This window comes from Halanaerobium polyolivorans (assembly GCF_020711195.1).
Classification (GTDB): Bacteria; Bacillota; Halanaerobiia; order Halanaerobiales; family Halanaerobiaceae; genus Halanaerobium; species Halanaerobium polyolivorans.
On the sequence record NZ_JAJFAT010000014.1, the window covers coordinates 59023 to 75578 of the forward strand.

At 27.2% G+C, this 16556-nt stretch carries 15 protein-coding genes and 1 pseudogene; all 16 read left to right on the forward strand.

The annotated features are described in order from the left end of the window. The first annotated feature begins 14 nt into the window (after positions 1-14). Complete coding sequence (locus LJ207_RS09970) at positions 15-2912, forward strand: PEP-utilizing enzyme (protein WP_229346353.1); 2898 nt, start codon at positions 15-17, stop codon at positions 2910-2912. Continuing rightward, positions 2875-3564: a gamma-glutamyl-gamma-aminobutyrate hydrolase family protein gene (locus tag LJ207_RS09975; RefSeq protein WP_229346354.1), complete on the forward strand. Its 690-nt coding sequence runs from the start codon at positions 2875-2877 to the stop codon at positions 3562-3564. The genes LJ207_RS09970 and LJ207_RS09975 overlap by 38 nt, the downstream gene beginning before the upstream one ends. Beyond that, positions 3524-4318: a phosphocholine cytidylyltransferase family protein gene (locus LJ207_RS09980; RefSeq protein WP_229346355.1), complete on the forward strand. Its 795-nt coding sequence runs from the start codon at positions 3524-3526 to the stop codon at positions 4316-4318. Before LJ207_RS09975 ends, LJ207_RS09980 begins: the two co-directional genes overlap by 41 nt. Before the next feature lie 25 nt (positions 4319-4343). Next, complete coding sequence (locus LJ207_RS09985) at positions 4344-5339, forward strand: hypothetical protein (RefSeq protein ID WP_229346356.1); 996 nt, start codon at positions 4344-4346, stop codon at positions 5337-5339. Positions 5340-5352: 13 nt separating this feature from the next. Then, a complete protein-coding gene (locus tag LJ207_RS09990; protein ID WP_229346357.1) occupies positions 5353-6543 on the forward strand; it encodes a CDP-glycerol glycerophosphotransferase family protein in 1191 nt (396 codons plus the stop codon). Between the two features lie 10 nt (positions 6544-6553). Then, positions 6554-7657, forward strand: coding sequence for a dTDP-glucose 4,6-dehydratase (rfbB, locus tag LJ207_RS09995; protein WP_229346358.1), 1104 nt, complete (start codon positions 6554-6556; stop codon positions 7655-7657). Between the two features lie 18 nt (positions 7658-7675). Then, positions 7676-8542: a glucose-1-phosphate thymidylyltransferase RfbA gene (gene rfbA, locus LJ207_RS10000; RefSeq protein WP_229346359.1), complete on the forward strand. Its 867-nt coding sequence runs from the start codon at positions 7676-7678 to the stop codon at positions 8540-8542. Positions 8543-8555: 13 nt separating this feature from the next. Then, entirely contained in the window at positions 8556-9530 is a 975-nt protein-coding gene (locus LJ207_RS10005; RefSeq protein WP_229346360.1) for a WxcM-like domain-containing protein, read from the forward strand. 24 nt (positions 9531-9554) lie between these two features. Beyond that, entirely contained in the window at positions 9555-10664 is a 1110-nt protein-coding gene (locus LJ207_RS10010) for a DegT/DnrJ/EryC1/StrS family aminotransferase (RefSeq protein ID WP_229346361.1), read from the forward strand. Between the two features lies 1 nt (position 10665). After that, the gene (locus tag LJ207_RS10015) at positions 10666-11643 is read left to right on the forward strand and encodes a glycosyltransferase family A protein (RefSeq protein ID WP_229346362.1); all 978 of its coding nucleotides are present in this window, start codon (positions 10666-10668) and stop codon (positions 11641-11643) included. A gap of 288 nt (positions 11644-11931) precedes the next feature. After that, entirely contained in the window at positions 11932-13140 is a 1209-nt protein-coding gene (locus LJ207_RS10020) for an IS3 family transposase (protein WP_229346363.1), read from the forward strand. A gap of 80 nt (positions 13141-13220) precedes the next feature. Then, positions 13221-13373 carry a transposase family protein gene (locus LJ207_RS12525; RefSeq protein WP_369414180.1) on the forward strand — a complete coding sequence of 51 codons (153 nt, stop codon included), beginning with the start codon at positions 13221-13223 and terminating at the stop codon, positions 13371-13373. Positions 13374-13497: 124 nt separating this feature from the next. Beyond that, a complete protein-coding gene (locus tag LJ207_RS10025; RefSeq protein WP_229346364.1) occupies positions 13498-13734 on the forward strand; it encodes a hypothetical protein in 237 nt (78 codons plus the stop codon). A gap of 40 nt (positions 13735-13774) precedes the next feature. Beyond that, a pseudogene (locus LJ207_RS12530) lies at positions 13775-14260 on the forward strand (ISL3 family transposase). Positions 14261-14438: 178 nt separating this feature from the next. Continuing rightward, positions 14439-15665, forward strand: a complete 1227-nt coding sequence (locus LJ207_RS10030) for an O-antigen ligase family protein (protein WP_229346365.1) — start codon at positions 14439-14441, stop codon at positions 15663-15665. 39 nt (positions 15666-15704) lie between these two features. Then, positions 15705-16409: an AAA family ATPase gene (locus LJ207_RS10035; protein ID WP_229346366.1), complete on the forward strand. Its 705-nt coding sequence runs from the start codon at positions 15705-15707 to the stop codon at positions 16407-16409. Positions 16410-16556: the final 147 nt, after the last annotated feature.

Sequence of the window (16556 nt, forward strand, 5' to 3'; positions counted from 1 at the left end):
AATGAGGTGGAAAAGTGATATCAAAAATATCATACAGTTTTGTTATAGCAGATTTATTACATTATGGCCATGTTCGGTTATTAAAAAAGGCAAAGGAAGAAGCAGACTATCATATATGCGGTTTGATATCTGATGAGGCCTGTCATAAATGGCAGGGGGTTAATGTCTCAAATTATGAAGAAAGAAAAAAGGTGCTTGAGAGTCTGGATTGTATAGATGAAGTTATCAAACAGGATACTATGGATCCTACGAGCAATTTAAAATTAATACATAATAACTTTCCAAAAGCAGAGCTTATAATTGTACATGGTGATGATTGGCGAGCTATTCCAGGTAAAGAGTATGTTGAAAAAATTGGTGGAAGGGTGGTTCAGCCAGAATATTATAGCAGGTTATCAAGAGATAAGATTATTGATAAATTTAGAGATGATAGCTATATTGAAGGTTTTGACCATGAATATTATAATGAACACTTTGTGATTGGCAAGATAGATCATTTTAAAGAAAATGGAGATAATAACTTAATATCAACAAAAGCAAATACTTTAAAGAATTTTAAATATATTCTTGAAAACTCATATATAGAGCCAATGTATGTATTTAATGTGGATGAATATAATAATAACAAAGAAAAAATATTAAAAGAAATAAATAATAAGTTTAATAATAAAATTGTTGTTAGAAGTTCTTCTTTTCAGGAAGATAATATGACAGAATCTAAAGCTGGATATTTTGAAAGTGTTATTGATGTAGATTCCAATAATCAAGATAAGATAAATAATGCTGTTAATAGAGTTATTGATTCTTTTAAGCATGAAGATAATGGTAATGATCAGATTCTGGTTCAAAGACAGACTGATAAGATTAAAAAAAGTGGTGTTATCTTTACAAGGAATATTAAAGATAATACTCCATATTATTATATTAATTATGATGATGAGAGTAGTAGGACAGATTCTGTAACTGATGGTTCTGTAGGAAAAGCAGTCTGGTTTTATAGAGATCTTGAGCTATGTGAATATCCAGATGAATGGAAAAGTGTTATTAAGGCTGTAAAAGAGATAGAAGAAAAGATACCAAATATGGTACTGGATATTGAGTTTGCTGAGAAAAATGATGGTACAATCGTTATCTTTCAGATAAGACCATTGGCTGCAAATGTTAAATTTAAAAAGGATATTAATGATGAAAAATTTACTGATCTATTAGAAAAGAATATTAATAAATATAATTCATGTAATTATAACTTATATGATAATAATAGAATATTAAGCGATATGGCTTTCTGGAATCCAGCAGAGATAATTGGTGATAATCCAGCAAAATTGGATTATTCATTATATAACTATATAATAACATCCAGGTCATGGAATGATGGACTAACTCCACTGGGGTATAGTAAGTTGTCTGAAGAGATAATGGAACGGTATGGGAATAAACCATATATAAATGTCGATTATTCGTTTTATGCTCTTACACCAGAAAATATTAATGAACAAATTAAAGAAAAACTAATGGATTATTATATAGAACAACTAATGGATGATTTTACTTGCCATGATAAGATTGAATTTGAAATCTCATTTAATTGCTTTAATTGTTCTACAAAAAAAGATTTACAGCCATTAGAGAGTGAAGGGTTTAATAAAGAAGAGATTAAAGAAATTGAAGGTTCTCTAAGAGAAATAACTATAAATAGTATAAAAGATTATCGAAATATATTAGAGAAAGATTTAAATAGTTTAGATATTTTAAATGAAAAAGTAGAGGGAATAAAGAAAGAGATAGAAAACTTAGATGATCCAATAAAGGTAATTAATAAAGCAGTGACAATTCTGGATTATATAAATGAATATGGGACACCAGAATTTTCTAAAATGGCTCGCCTGGCATTTATTTCAAATAGCCTTTGCAAGTCATTTGTGAGTGAAGGATATTTTAGTCAGGATGAAATAGATAAGTTTATGAATAGTATAAATACAGTTGCAAGTGATTTTGAAAGAGATTTTAATTTACTGGCTGCTGGTAGCTTGAATGAAGATGAGTTCAAAGAAAAATATGGTCATTTAAGAGCAGGGACATACGATATTCGTACAAGAACCTATAATGAGATGTCATTTAAAGAAGTGTCCAGTAATGCAGTTACTATAGAGTCATTAGAAACTAAAGATGCTGATTTAGACGATAGTAAAATCAAAGAAATATTATCTGACTTGAAGTTTGATAATATATCTGTGGAAGACTTTAAGTTCTTCTTGAAATCTTCTATTAAACAGAGAGAATATTTTAAATTTGAATTTACAAAGGCTTTAAGTTATGTTATTGAATTGTTTGCAAAAGCAGGTAATCATTTAGGTTTTAGCAGAGAAGAAATGAGTTATTTAGATATACCTGCAATAAAATCTGCCAAATTTTATTCTGATTTAAATGATGTAAAAGAATTCTGGTCAACAATAATAAAGAGTAATAAAGAAAAGCATAAATTTAATTCTAAAATGATATTACCACCTGTATTATCATCAGAGAAAGATTTTAAAATCATTAATTCCTGGATATCAAGACCTAACTTTATTACAGAAAAGAAAGCCTTAGGAGAAGTAATTAATTTAGAAGAGATAGATGAAACTGATATCGATAATAAAATTGTGATGATCTCAAAGGCCGATCCTGGTTATGACTGGATATTTACCAAAGATATTAAGGGGTTAATAACTAGATATGGTGGAGCGGCTTCTCATATGGCTATAAGGGCTGCAGAATTTGATATTCCAGCTGCAATTGGTTGTGGTGAAAGGCTGTTTAATATGATAAATGAATGGGATAGAATAAAACTTGATTGTTGTGCAAAGAAAATAACCAACATTGGAGGTAGCCATGAAGAATCTCTTGATATCTCAAAGAGTACTGGTTAATAAACATGGTTTAAAAATTGATAGTTTGGAAAGAGAATACACTTTATATTTTAATAAACTTGGTTATAATTTAATACCAATATCTAATTTTACTGATAAGTTAAATTTATTAAAGAATTCAATTGAAATTTCGGGGATTGTTTTATCTGGTGGGGGCAGTATTAATCCAGAATATATGCTTGGAGATATCAATAAGGAAGAACCTGAATTTAATCAAGAACGAGAGTTTATTGAAAATAAATTGATTGAGATTGGGCTAGATTTAGATATTCCGATACTTGGTATTTGTAGAGGAATGCAGCATTTAAATGGTTATTTTGGTGGCAAGATAGTTAAAAATTATGATTATAAAGGCAAAAGGATCCCTGGGGATGATCATTTTATAACTATAAAAAATTTAGATAAACTATGTTTTGATAAAGGTGTTACAGAACATAAAGTTAACCATTACCATAATGATGTTATTACACTTGATATATTAGCTGATAATTTTGATGTATTTGCAGCTGATAAGGGTTTTAATACTGTTGAAGGTATAATTAATAATGAAGGCAATATAATGGGGTTAGAATGGCATCCAGAGCGTTTTGAAATAAGTAATGAATTGACTGATGAAATTATTATTGGATTTTTGGGAGGTAATAAAAATTAAAGCTATAATACTTGCTGCAGGTGAAGGAAAAAGATTAAATAAATATACTCAAAACACACCTAAAGGTATGTTAGAGGTTGGCGGAAAAACAATTATAAAGAGACAGATAGAAATGTTTAGGTCTGCCGGTATTGATGATATAATAGTTATTAGAGGTTTTGAAGCAGAAAAAATTGATTATGATAATGTTAAATATTACGATAATGAAATTTATGATGAGACTAATATGCTTTATAGTTTATTTTGTGCTGAGGAAGAAATGAATGGTGATGTAATTATTAGTTATTCTGATATAGTTTTTGAAAAAGAAATGCTATTAAAATTAATTGATCATAAAGGTGATGTTGTAGTTCCTGTTGATACTGATTGGCAGGATTACTGGAAAGAAAGATATGGAAAGATTGATTTTGATACAGAAAGTTTAAAATTAAATGATAATAATGAAATTATTGAGTTAGGAATTGAAGATGTATCTCCAGAAGAGATGGAAGCCAGGTATGTTGGCTTGGTTAAACTATCAGATGAAGGATGTAGATATTTTAAAGAGATATGGAATGAAGATAAAGAAGAATATTGGGAGAAAGCCTGGAAATCATCTGATAAAAATATTAAGAATGCTTATCTTACTGATATGTTACAGGCTGTGATTGATAGGGGTTATACAGTCAATGCTATGGAGTATGAGCGAGGCTGGTATGAGTTTGATACTAATGAGGATTATGAGAAGTTTGGTAATGAAATAACGTTTTCATGATTAGAATAGAAAGTGGTGAATTTTTTTGGAGACATTTAATAATATTATTAATATTGCTGGTTTTGGATGGTCAGGTTCAAGTGCTTTAGTTGATTTATTAAAAGAACTTGATGATTATCAAGAATTAGGAAATGAATTTAGATTAATAAAAGATCCTGATGGATTAATAGACTTAGAAAATGCAATAGTTAATAACTGGAAATCAGGAAAAGATGATATAGCTTTAAAGAGATTTATAAAATTTATAGAATTTTTAGGAAGGAAGCAAACTAAGTTTTCTCATATAGGTAAAAATTATAATGAATTATTTAATTATAAGTTTTTTGATTTAACTTATGAATACATAAGTGAACTTATAAATTTCGATTATAAAGGTAATTGGTTTATTTATGATTTTAAAAAAAGTCATTTATCTTATTTAGTAAAAAAAATTAAGAAAAAATTAAATTTTAAAATTGATAATCAGTTAATATATTTTTCTTGTCATTCAAAAGATGATTTTACAAAAATAACACAAAATTATCTAAATAAATTATTTGCCAGTATTAAAAATAGTAAAAATAATTTAATATTAGATCAAGCTATTTGTTCTAGTAATATAAAAAATATACAAAGATCACTTAAATATTTTGATAATACTAAACTTATATTAGTAGATAGAGATCCAAGAGATATTTTTATAGAAGCAATAAGCCAAAATTCAATACCTACCAATAATATAAAAAATTTCATTAAATGGTATAAATCAAAAAGGCCAAATTATAATTATATAAATAGTTTAGACAAAGTAATGTTAATTCAATTTGAAGATTTAGTTTTAAACTTTAATGATACTTTTGAGTTGGTTATGAATTTTCTTGAAGAAGATTATGATTTATCAAAGATTAATTTTAAATTTTTTGATCCAAGTGAATCAATAAAAAATATTGGAATGTATATGAGTAATAAATATAAAAAGTATGATAAAGAAATAAAAGAAATTGAAAAATCTTTAGGAGACTATTGTTATGATTTCGATTAATTCGGGGGTTTAAATGAAAAAATTAATAAAAAAATTATTATTGTATTTTGGAATTTTAAGGAGTGTAATTAAAATAAAGATTGGTTTAAGTGGATTGATTCATAATCCATTAAAATTCATTGAATTTTGGTTAAACTTAATAAAAGCTATTATATCAAATAAAAAAATAATTACATTTTATTATTCTCAGAAAATACATCCTTCTTTCACACAATCTTTACCTAATAAATTATCAATGAACGAAAATATTGAAGTATTTTGTTTTTGTGATTGGTCTGAAGAAGAAAAATTGTATAATGGTATGAATAAAACCAAAATTTATTATAATTGTTCAAAAATATTACCATTAACTTTTGCTCATTTATTAATTACACCTATATCAGGATATACTTCAAAAAAGCCATTTTTATCAAAATTTGCTCATGTGCCTCATTCTTTAGTAAGTTTAACCGGAATTTATAAAAAAAATGCTTTTGATTATATGGATATATTTTTTGCATCTGGACCCCATCATACCAAGGAATTAAAATTAATGAGGAATAATAGGGGTTGGGAAGATGTAAAAATACTGCCTTCAGGATATCCAAAAGTAGATGAACTTAGTAAGTTAAAAGGAAATAAGAAATTTACTAAAAATAGTTTTGATACGATTTTATATGCTCCAACTTGGACAGAAGGATTATCACTAGAAGAGTGTGGTTATGATATAATAAATGAATTAATAAATAATAATTATAATGTTATATTTAGACCACATCCATTGAGCTTAAAACATCAAAATAAATTAATAGATAATATTAATAAAAAATTTAGTGATTTATCAAGTTATAGATTCGATAAATCTAATGATTCTACTGAATCATTATTGGAGAGTGACTTAATGATTACAGATTGGTCAGGTGTTGCTTTAGAGTATAGTTTAGCATTTGAAAAACCAATAATTTTTATTGATGGTAAGAAAAAAATTCAAAATGAGGAATTTTATAAATATTATAATGAAAATGACTTGGTTGAAGTTTCTTATCGAAATAAATTAGGTAAAATTATAGATAGTGTTGAAAATTTAAATGAAGAAATTAATGATTTAAAGCAAACTTTTGATGTTACTAAAGTAAGAAAAGCAAGGGATGATCTATTATATAATTATAAGAATAGTGAACATATTATAAAAAATCAGATTTTAAATATATTGGAGATGAAATAAGGAGGAGATTATGAAAACATATCTGGTAACTGGTGGAGCCGGATTTATTGGTAGTAATTTTATCAAATACATATTAGAAAAGCATCAAGATATTAAAATCATTTGCCTTGATAAATTAACTTATGCTGGTAATTTAGCAAACATAGAAGAAAATTTAAATAACAACCCAGAAAAGTTTACCTTTATAAAGGGAGATATAAATAATACTGAACTGGTTGAATATATTTTTGATCAGTGGGATATTAATTACATAGTAAACTTTGCTGCAGAATCTCATGTTGATCGGTCAATAGAAGATGCAGAAATTTTCTTAAAGAATAATGTCTTAGGAGTTCAAAATTTATTAAATATAGCTAAAGATAAATGGGAAATTGGAGAAAGAGAATATAAAGATGATGTTAAATTTCTGCAGGTTTCAACTGATGAAGTTTATGGTTCTTTAGGTAAAGATGGATATTTTACTGAAGAAACTAATATTCAACCTAATAGTCCTTATTCAGCTTCTAAAGCCAGTGCAGATATGTTGATTCGCTCCTATAATGAAACACACAACCTACCTACCTTAATTACCAGATGTTCTAATAACTATGGTCCCTATCAATTTCCAGAAAAGCTTATTCCTTTAATGATCAATAATATTTTAAATGGGGAAGAATTACCTGTTTATGGTGATGGTTTAAATGTTAGAGACTGGTTATATGTAAAAGACCACTGTAAAGCTATAGATATGGTTTTAGAAAAAGGAAAAGTTGGTGAAATTTATAATATAGGTGGGCATAACGAAGAAACTAATATAAAGATTGTAAAAACTTTAATCAAAGAAATAAATATGTTATTAAAAGAAAATGATGAATATAAAGAGGTTGCTAATACAGAACTTAATAATGTAAATGAAGATTTAATTACTTTTGTAAAAGATAGACTCGGACATGATAAAAGATATGCTATTGACCCTAGTAAAATTAAAAAAGAAATTGGTTGGGAACCTACTATTATGTTTGAAGATGGGATTGTTGATACTATTAAATGGTATTTAGATAATCAGGAGTGGCTTAATCTTATAACTTCAGGTGATTATAAAAATTACTATGAAGAAATGTATTTAGATAGATAAAAAATGGAGGGATTTAATTTGAAAGGTATTATATTAGCTGGCGGTAAAGGAACAAGATTATATCCAGCTACTAAATCAATTTCAAAACAGATTTTACCGGTATATGATAAACCCATGATTTATTATCCGCTGTCAGTTTTAATGTTAGCTGGAATTAGAGAGATACTTATTATTTCTACTGCAAGAGATTTGCCGTTGTTTAAAGAATTACTTGGGGATGGCAGTGATCTTGGTTTAAAATTATCTTATGAAGTTCAGGATGAGCCTAATGGACTGGCAGAAGCCTTTATAGTTGGGGAAAATTTTATTGGTGATGACAATGTTTCTTTAATTTTAGGAGATAACGTTTTTTTTGGTCAGGGTTTTACACCGAAATTAAAAAAAGCAGCTAATTTAGAGGGCGGAGCTGGTGCTACTATTTTTGGTTATTATGTTAATAATCCTGAATCTTTTGGTGTTGTTGAATTTGATGATAAAAAAAGAGTTATTTCTTTAGAGGAAAAACCTAATGATCCAAAATCAAATTATGTTGTTCCAGGTTTATATTTTTATGATAATTCAGTTGTAGAAAAGGCTAAGAATCTTGAACCATCTGATCGTGGAGAACTCGAAATAACAGATTTAAATAAGTTATATATGGAGAATGATAATTTGAATGTTGAACTTTTGGGTAGAGGCTTAGCTTGGTTAGATACAGGAACTCATGATGGTCTGTTAGAAGCATCTAACTTTGTAGAAGCGATACAGAAAAGGCAAGGGCTTTATATAGCTTGTATAGAGGAAATTGCTTATCGAAATGGTTGGATAGACACTGACAAAATGCTTGAATTAGCAGATAATTTAATTAAAACTGATTATGGCAAGTATCTAAAAAGTCTAATATGATGTGGGTGAAAAAATGGAAAATGTGAGGTTAATTAACTTTAAAAAGATTGGAAATAAAAACAGAGGATTTCTTACTGCTTTAGAACAAAACAAAAATATTCCCTTTAATATTAAAAGAATATATTATAATTATTTTACACCAGTTGATATTTCAAGAGGGTTTCATGCACACAAAGAATTAGAACAGGTATTAATATGTTTAGCAGGGTCAATAAAAATTAAGGTTGATGATGGTAAAAATAAGAATATTTATAATTTAGATAATCCTTCAGAAGGCTTATATATTGGTCCAATGATTTGGCGTGAAATGTATGATTATAGTAATGACACGATTTTATTGGTTTTAGCATCTGATTTTTATACAGAAGAAGATTACCTAAGAGATTATAATGAATTTATAGAATTTGGCAAAAATAATTACAAATCTGATAATGGGTATTTTAAACATGATAAGGCAATTGTTGATAGCAAACACATTGGAGTTAAAACTAGGGTTTGGGGATTCAGCCATATATTGAGTGAAGCTAAATTAGGTAAAAATTGTAATGTGTGTGAGCATGTTTTTATAGAAAACGATGTAATTATAGGAGATAATGTTACTATAAAAAATGGAGTATATATCTGGGATGGTATTAGAATTTTTGACAATGTATTTGTCGGACCAAACGTTACTTTTGTTAATGATAATCATCCTCGAAGCAAACAATATCCAAAGGAATTTGAGAAAACCAGAATTAGTAAGGGTAGTTCTTTAGGAGCTAATTCTACTATATTAGGTGGAATAGAAGTTGGTAAATATGCGACAGTAGGAGCTGGAGCTGTTGTTACTAAGAATGTGAACCCCTATGAAGTGGTTGTTGGGAACCCTGCTCATATGATCGGATATAATTGTCAATGTGGAAAAAAATTATTAAAAGATAATGAGATTTTTAAATGTGAATGCGGTAAAAAATTTAAAAAGTCTGAAGGTAAATTAAAAATAATCTAAGTATTTATTATAGGAGAAATTCAAATGATAAAATTCAATGATCCTTTAGTAGAAAATAAGTTAATTGAAAATGAAATAAAAGAAGCTATAAACAAGGTAGTTGATAGTGGTTGGTATATTTTAGGAAACGAAGTGGAACAGTTTGAAGAAGAGTTTGCAGATTATTGTAATACAATGTATTGTGTTGGGGTAGGAAACGGTCTTGAAGCTTTACATTTAATTTTAAGAGCTTATGATATAGGTGAAGGTGATGAAGTTATAATTCCTGCAAATACATATATAGCGACTGCTCTTGCTGTTTCATATGCTGGAGCAAAACCAGTATTAGTCGAGCCAGATGATAGAACTTATAACATTAATCCTGAATTAATAGAGGAAAAGATAACAAAGAATACAAAGGCTATAATGCCAGTTCATCTATATGGTCAGCCGGCAGATATGGATCCTATTAATGAAATTGCTAAAGAGTATAATTTAAAAGTAATAACTGACGCTGCCCAGGCACATGGTGCTAGGTATAAAGATCAAAAAGTAGGTTCCCTTGCTGCTGCAGCTGGTTTTAGTTTTTATCCTACTAAGAATTTAGGAGCTTTAGGTGATGGTGGAGCAATTACTACTGATGATAAAGAGTTGGCTGAAAAGGTAAGAACTTTAAGAAACTATGGATCTCAAAAGAAGTATTATAATAAGTATAAAGGATTTAATTCCAGATTAGATGAGATGCAGGCGGCTATATTAAGAATAAAGCTGAAGTATTTGGATAAATGGAATAGTGAACGGCAGAAGAATGCTAGCTTGTATTTAGATGGCCTTGATAATGAAGATATTGTGCTCCCCTTTGTTCCTGAGTGGGCTGAACCTGTCTGGCATTTGTTTATTGTGAGGACTGAAAAAAGGGATGAATTACAGAATTATTTAGAGGAAAATGATGTTCAGACACAGATACATTATCCTGTCCCGATTCATGAGCAGGAAGCTTATAAGGATCTTGGAGTTGATTATAATGAATTGTCAATAACTGAGAAGTTGTCCGAAAGAATTTTGAGTCTACCAATGTTTATTGGTTTAAAAAGATATAAAATAAAAGAAGTGAATAGTAATATAAAATATTACTTTTCTAAAAGCGAGGTTTAATATGTTTACATTTTTAACGATATCTTATAATCAACAAGATTATATTATAGAACACCTTGAGAGTATTAAATATCAAATAATTAATCATAAACCTAATAATGAAAAAATTGAATTTATTTTAAGTGATGATGCTTCTACTGATAATACAGTGTTATTTGCAGAGAAATGGTTAGATAAACATAATTATTTGTTTGATGAAATTAAAATTAGAGTAAGTGATAAAAATAAAGGCATAAATAATAATTTTTTAGAAGGTTTAAATTTAATCTCTGGTGATAAATTTAAATATTTAGCTGCAGATGATTTATATTTTATTTACAATATTTTTAATGTAATTAACAATAATGATGTAGTTTTTAGTACTACAATAAAATTTTCCAAAGATAAACTCAAAGATTTAAATGAAATTAACGATTTTACTTCTTTTATTAAACATTATTTCCTTTTAAAATATAAGTCAATTAATTTTTTTAAATTATTCTTGAAATCAGGAAAATCTTTTAGTGGGCCAGGTGCTTTTTATAATTTAGATATGATGGATGAAAATATAAAGAAATTTATATATAAATATACTTGGATTGAAGATAGACCAATTTGGGATTATTTATTTTCAAATTATCCAAATTTAAATTTTAAAGCAACTCTTAGACCACATATACTTTATAGAATTGATGATGGTATTTCTAAAGATAATAATGAGAAAAATAAAGATTATATAAAAGACAAAATTAAATATTTTAAAGAAAACACTTTATTTTATAATTTTCCGAAGTACTTAAATCCACTAAACTATTTTTGGAAATTAATTTATTATAAATCATTAAAAATAGATATGTCTAATAGTAAAATTATGGATTTTAATAATAATTTGGAGCAAGACTTAAATAAAGCCACTGAATATATAAAATATATTGAAAAAAGTGCATTGGAATTTTTTAATAGTAATATTAAAAATAATGAAGAAGTTAACTGTGTTTGAAATTATTAAAAATTAAAGGTTGTATAATTAATGCTTTGTAGAAAAAGCTGTAAAGCAAAAATATCTAAATAAAAAAGACATTTGCTTGGCTCCATTGAATTAATTAGTTGCAACCAAAAAATTAAAGGAGTCAAGTAAATGCATAATAATCTTATCACATATTTAATGGATTTACTAGACCTTTTTGCAACAGAATTAATATTTTTAGATGAATATTGTAACCCTCCCTAAGGATATTGGACAGATACCAATTTAACATTTTATAATAATTATCGGGGGTAAAAGCAAATGCCTAAATCATATGATCCTGATGAAAAAATAGAAATTGTTCTTTGTGCTATTAAAGGTGAAAAAGTATCTAATCTTGCTGATGAATTTGATGTTAGCCGCAATTCTATCTATCTCTGGAAAAAAGAATTTTTAGATGGTGGCATGATTAAGCTCAGTGGTGATTCTGTTACTGAACAGGAAGCCAGGCTTAAGGAAAAAGGCGAACAAATCAAAGAGATGGAAAAATTATTGGGCAGCAGAAAGTCCAGATGGAAATCCTTAAAAAAAGCCCTAGCAGAACTAAATACTACTGATAAAATCAAGATAATTGATCAGCTTAAATCAGATTATACTGTGGCAGAACTATGCCGAACCTTTAGTATAGCTAGAAGCATCCATTACTACCGTCAAAACAATGATAAAGACGAAAATAACAATACTGAAGATCAGCTTTATTTTGGCTATCTAGCCTATGATAAAGATGGTAATCTGGTACCAGAAGAAAAAGTTATTCAACTAGTTAAAGATTACTGTGATGAGTCTCCTCATTTAGGCTACAGAATGGTAACTGATTACTTAAACTATACAGAAAATCTAAAAGTTAATCATAAGCGAATTTACCGTATCATGAAGGTCTTAGACCTTATGCAGGATAAAATAGTACCAAAACCTAAAGAATATCAATTAAGACAGAAACATGAACTAACTGGGCTTAACCAGCTCTGGGAGATGGATATGGTCCAAATGTACATAGATAACAGTGGTCAGTGGGTATATATGTTTGATATCATTGATGTATTTACCAGAGAAATTGTAGGTCATCATGAAGGTTTAAGATGCCGAATAAAAAAAGCCCTCAAAGCACTTGATGAAGCAGTCGCAAACCGAAATATTGATGATCTAGTTTTGAGAACTGATAATGGCGTTCAATTTAGAAGTCGAGAGTTTCAGATCAGGATTAGAGAACTTGATATATCTCATGAAAGAACAATGGTAAATACACCAGAAGAAAATGCTCATATTGAGAGCTTTCACGGTACATTAAAAAGAGCTGAAGTATATCAAAAACATTACCGCAGCATAACTCACTGCAGGAATTCTATAGCTGAATTTATTGATAAATACAATAACAGAAGACCACATTCATCTGTTGGCAAAATACAACCAGTAGTTTACCATAAAAACATTCTGAATAACTTAGTTTCAGAAATTGAATTTGCTGCATAAATAGTTAAATTTACTTAGAATCTGTGTTAAACAAATCATACTAAAGCTTGTCCAAGATTAGAGGGGCTAGCTCAAATATTTTGTTTAATGCCGATTATATATATGACCATGTTAGATGCCCTGGGTGTGGAGAAAAAACAGACAAAGTCCATAATAGACACAATCATATAATTCAGGCTATTCCAATTAGAGACAAAAAAGCTTACGTTAAATTAGTTAAAAAAACGCTATAGGTGCAGTAATTGCAGCAAAAGAGCAACACCAAAAGAAACAAAAAGTATTTCTCCTTATTCCAGAAAAACAGAGCGTTTTAAACTATATCTTTAAAAACAGACAGATACCAGAGATTATTCAAGGGTGGCTAAAGAACATTGTTTAAGTTATACCAGCATTAAAAATTCAGTTAATGTTCAAATAGATAGTTTAATTGAAAAAGATCAATTTAAGAATTTAAATAACATTGAAGCTATTAGCATTGATGAAATTGCAATCAAGAAAAAACATAAGTATGGAGTAGCTCTAACTGATCCAATGAACGGCAAGCTAATCGATATTTTACCTTCTTCAGTAAAAGTTCTTCTTTTTTCATTATGAATACCTCCTGAGTTTATTATATACCTTAACTCAGTGTCCGATAAATCGGGGGGGCAGTTTTCCTGATGCTAAGATAGTAGTTGATAAGTTTCATCTTGTCACAAATATCAATAATGCTTTAGAAAAACTGAGAATCAAAGAGCAAAGAAGACAGACTTCTGCCAATAGAATTAAGCTCTTTAACTCTAGACTAACACTATTAATAGCTGGTGATGAACTTGATGATAAAGGCCATCAAAAACTAATAGAAATCTTTAAACTATCTCCGGCTTCAGAAAAAGCCTGGGAGCTTAAAGAAGAATTTAGAGACTTATTACAAACAGTTAATGTTAAAGAGCCTATTGAGACTTTAAATTATTAGTATGACGGGGTTAATCAATCAAAATCAAATCTTTTGTATAGAACTAAAGGAACAATAAAACTATGGGAAAAAAGTATTATCAATTATTTTGAAACCATAATAACCAATGGGTTATTCAAAAGTTTAAACAACAAAATCAAGTTAATTAAAAGATTTGGCTATTGAGTTTCTAAAGTTAAAAACATAAAACAACGAGTTTTTTTATCATTAATGAGAATTTAATAGCAACTAAAATAATTAAAGAGATAATTGGATTCAATGAGCCTTATTTAGATTTCAAAACATTTGTTAGAGAATCTATAAATTATTTTTATTTTAATAAAGAATGGAGCAATTGATATATATGAAATATAATATTTTTTATAATAAAATGCTTTTTTACTTGTTAGTTATTACTGTTTTTTTTAGTTGGTTTGATGGTATTAATTATGATGGTCATACTATATCAAAAATAACCGGATTTTTTCTTGGCATATTTTGGTTATTCAACAAAACTGGTCAAGTTATACTTAAAAAAAAATATAAAATGAAAATTAATCATATATATCAGAAAAGGTTTTTTGTTTTATTTATGTTGTTTATATTTTATGTTTTTTCTAATATAATATTTCATCAGAATTTTAATTTAAGAGATCTTAATAGCCTAATATCGTTAATTTTTATGTTATTATTTGTTATAATGTTTATTGATATAGTTGACTCTAAATATAAACTTAAAATAATTATAAATACTATAATATATAGTAGTGTAACCGCTTCAATTATTTTGATTATTAGTTTTATTTTTACAAGAGAAAGGTCTATAGGTTTATTAAGTGATAATGACCCTAATTATGCTGCTATGAGATTGTTGCCTGTAATAATACTTTATTTAAAAAATATTCTTTTAAAAAGTGAAAAACTTAAAGTTAAAAAATTAGTTATTGCAACATTAATTCTATTTGGTTTAATTTTAACTGGTTCAATATCAGCATATATTACTTTTGGTTTTATTATAACTTTATTGTTGTTTGAAAGAAAAACAAAAACAATAATAATTATATCTTTTTTAATTTTTATAATAGTATTTGCTTTATTTAATCCCTCAATTAATAGAAGAGTTGTTGGAGGCCTTGAAGAATTAATACATGGTGAAACAGAATACAGGTCTATAGCAAGTATTAGAGATAGATTTGAATTGAATAAAACCTCTATGGAAATTTGGCTTGATAACAATTTATTGTTAGGTGTTGGTTTTGGACAATACAGAGATACAATTGGGCATTATAATGAAGACTTGGACGGCAAAGTAGCTCATAATACTTATTTTGAAATTTTAGTGGAATTGGGCCTCATTGGTTTATTTATTTACTTAATTTTAATTTTAAATTTATTTTTAATTTCAAGCCACTTTCCATTTAAAAATGTATCAATTGATTTCAAGTATTCAATATTATCTTGCATTATTATGCTTTTAAGTTTGTCTAGTAATGGTTTTCCTAAAATACTAATAATATTATTTTCCGCAAGTTATATCAAAGATTATTTTTTAAGATTAAATATTAAAAATAATGTTATTTATGAACTATAAATTTTGACAATTCATTAGAAACATTTTAGGGGGGAACTGATGGATCCTATAATAGTTGAATTCATTGGAAAGCCAGGAAGCGGTAAAACTACTACGGCTAATAAATTAATTGAAATGCTTGAAAAGCATGGTTATAAGTGTAATAAAATAAATTATAATAAAAAAAGATCAAATAAATTTGTTTCTATTGATATTTTAGATAACTTTTTGTTCTTTGCATTTCTAGCTTTTAAATATTATAGTTTTTTCTTTTATATAATAAAATTTATTATTGAAAATTTTAAAAACCCAATGTCTCAAAAAAAACAAACTATATATTTATTAAAAGAAATCTATTTAATTGAAACCTTATTAAATAAATCGATGGATGCTGATTATGATTTTTTGATTTTGGATCAGGGATTTCTTCAGTCTTTATGGTCAGTTTCTATTTATAATAATAAAAACAATATTTTTTATGATAATGCCTTAAAAAATTTTGAGTTGATTATACCTGATATATTAATTTATATAGATATATCAAATGAAATTGTTTTTGAAAGAATGAAAAATAGAGATGGTTATTTTAGCAGATTTGATTGTATGGATAGAAAAGAAATATTTAATCTACTAAATGAAAATGAACAGTTCTTTACAGACTTAATTGAGAAGTCAAAAAACATTAAAAATTTTAATTTAATAACATTAAATGGACTAAAAAGTATAAATTCAAACTGCAATAAACTATTCGAGATAATTAAATAATGGTTGTATAATTAATTTTGCTTATATGATTATAAATTTATTTTCAGTTAAATTATTTAATTTATAAATCTGCTTGATTGTATAATGAACTTGAACTAATTAAAAAAATAATAAATAAAATGCCCATAGTGGACCAAACTGTAATAT

What these genes read in the sequence shown, in the direction of transcription:
- LJ207_RS10010 (WP_229346361.1), top strand. Translation starts at nt 9,555, where the DNA reads ATGATAAAATTCAATGATCCTTTAGTAGAAAATAAGTTAATTGAAAAT.
- LJ207_RS10035 (WP_229346366.1), top strand. Translation starts at nt 15,705, where the DNA reads ATGGATCCTATAATAGTTGAATTCATTGGAAAGCCAGGAAGCGGTAAA.
- LJ207_RS10020 (WP_229346363.1), top strand. Translation starts at nt 11,932, where the DNA reads ATGCCTAAATCATATGATCCTGATGAAAAAATAGAAATTGTTCTTTGT.
- LJ207_RS09975 (WP_229346354.1), top strand. Translation starts at nt 2,875, where the DNA reads ATGAAGAATCTCTTGATATCTCAAAGAGTACTGGTTAATAAACATGGT.
- LJ207_RS10015 (WP_229346362.1), top strand. Translation starts at nt 10,666, where the DNA reads ATGTTTACATTTTTAACGATATCTTATAATCAACAAGATTATATTATA.
- LJ207_RS10030 (WP_229346365.1), top strand. Translation starts at nt 14,439, where the DNA reads ATGAAATATAATATTTTTTATAATAAAATGCTTTTTTACTTGTTAGTT.
- LJ207_RS09980 (WP_229346355.1), top strand. Translation starts at nt 3,524, where the DNA reads ATGAAATTATTATTGGATTTTTGGGAGGTAATAAAAATTAAAGCTATA.
- LJ207_RS10005 (WP_229346360.1), top strand. Translation starts at nt 8,556, where the DNA reads ATGGAAAATGTGAGGTTAATTAACTTTAAAAAGATTGGAAATAAAAAC.
- LJ207_RS09990 (WP_229346357.1), top strand. Translation starts at nt 5,353, where the DNA reads ATGAAAAAATTAATAAAAAAATTATTATTGTATTTTGGAATTTTAAGG.
- rfbB (WP_229346358.1), top strand. Translation starts at nt 6,554, where the DNA reads ATGAAAACATATCTGGTAACTGGTGGAGCCGGATTTATTGGTAGTAAT.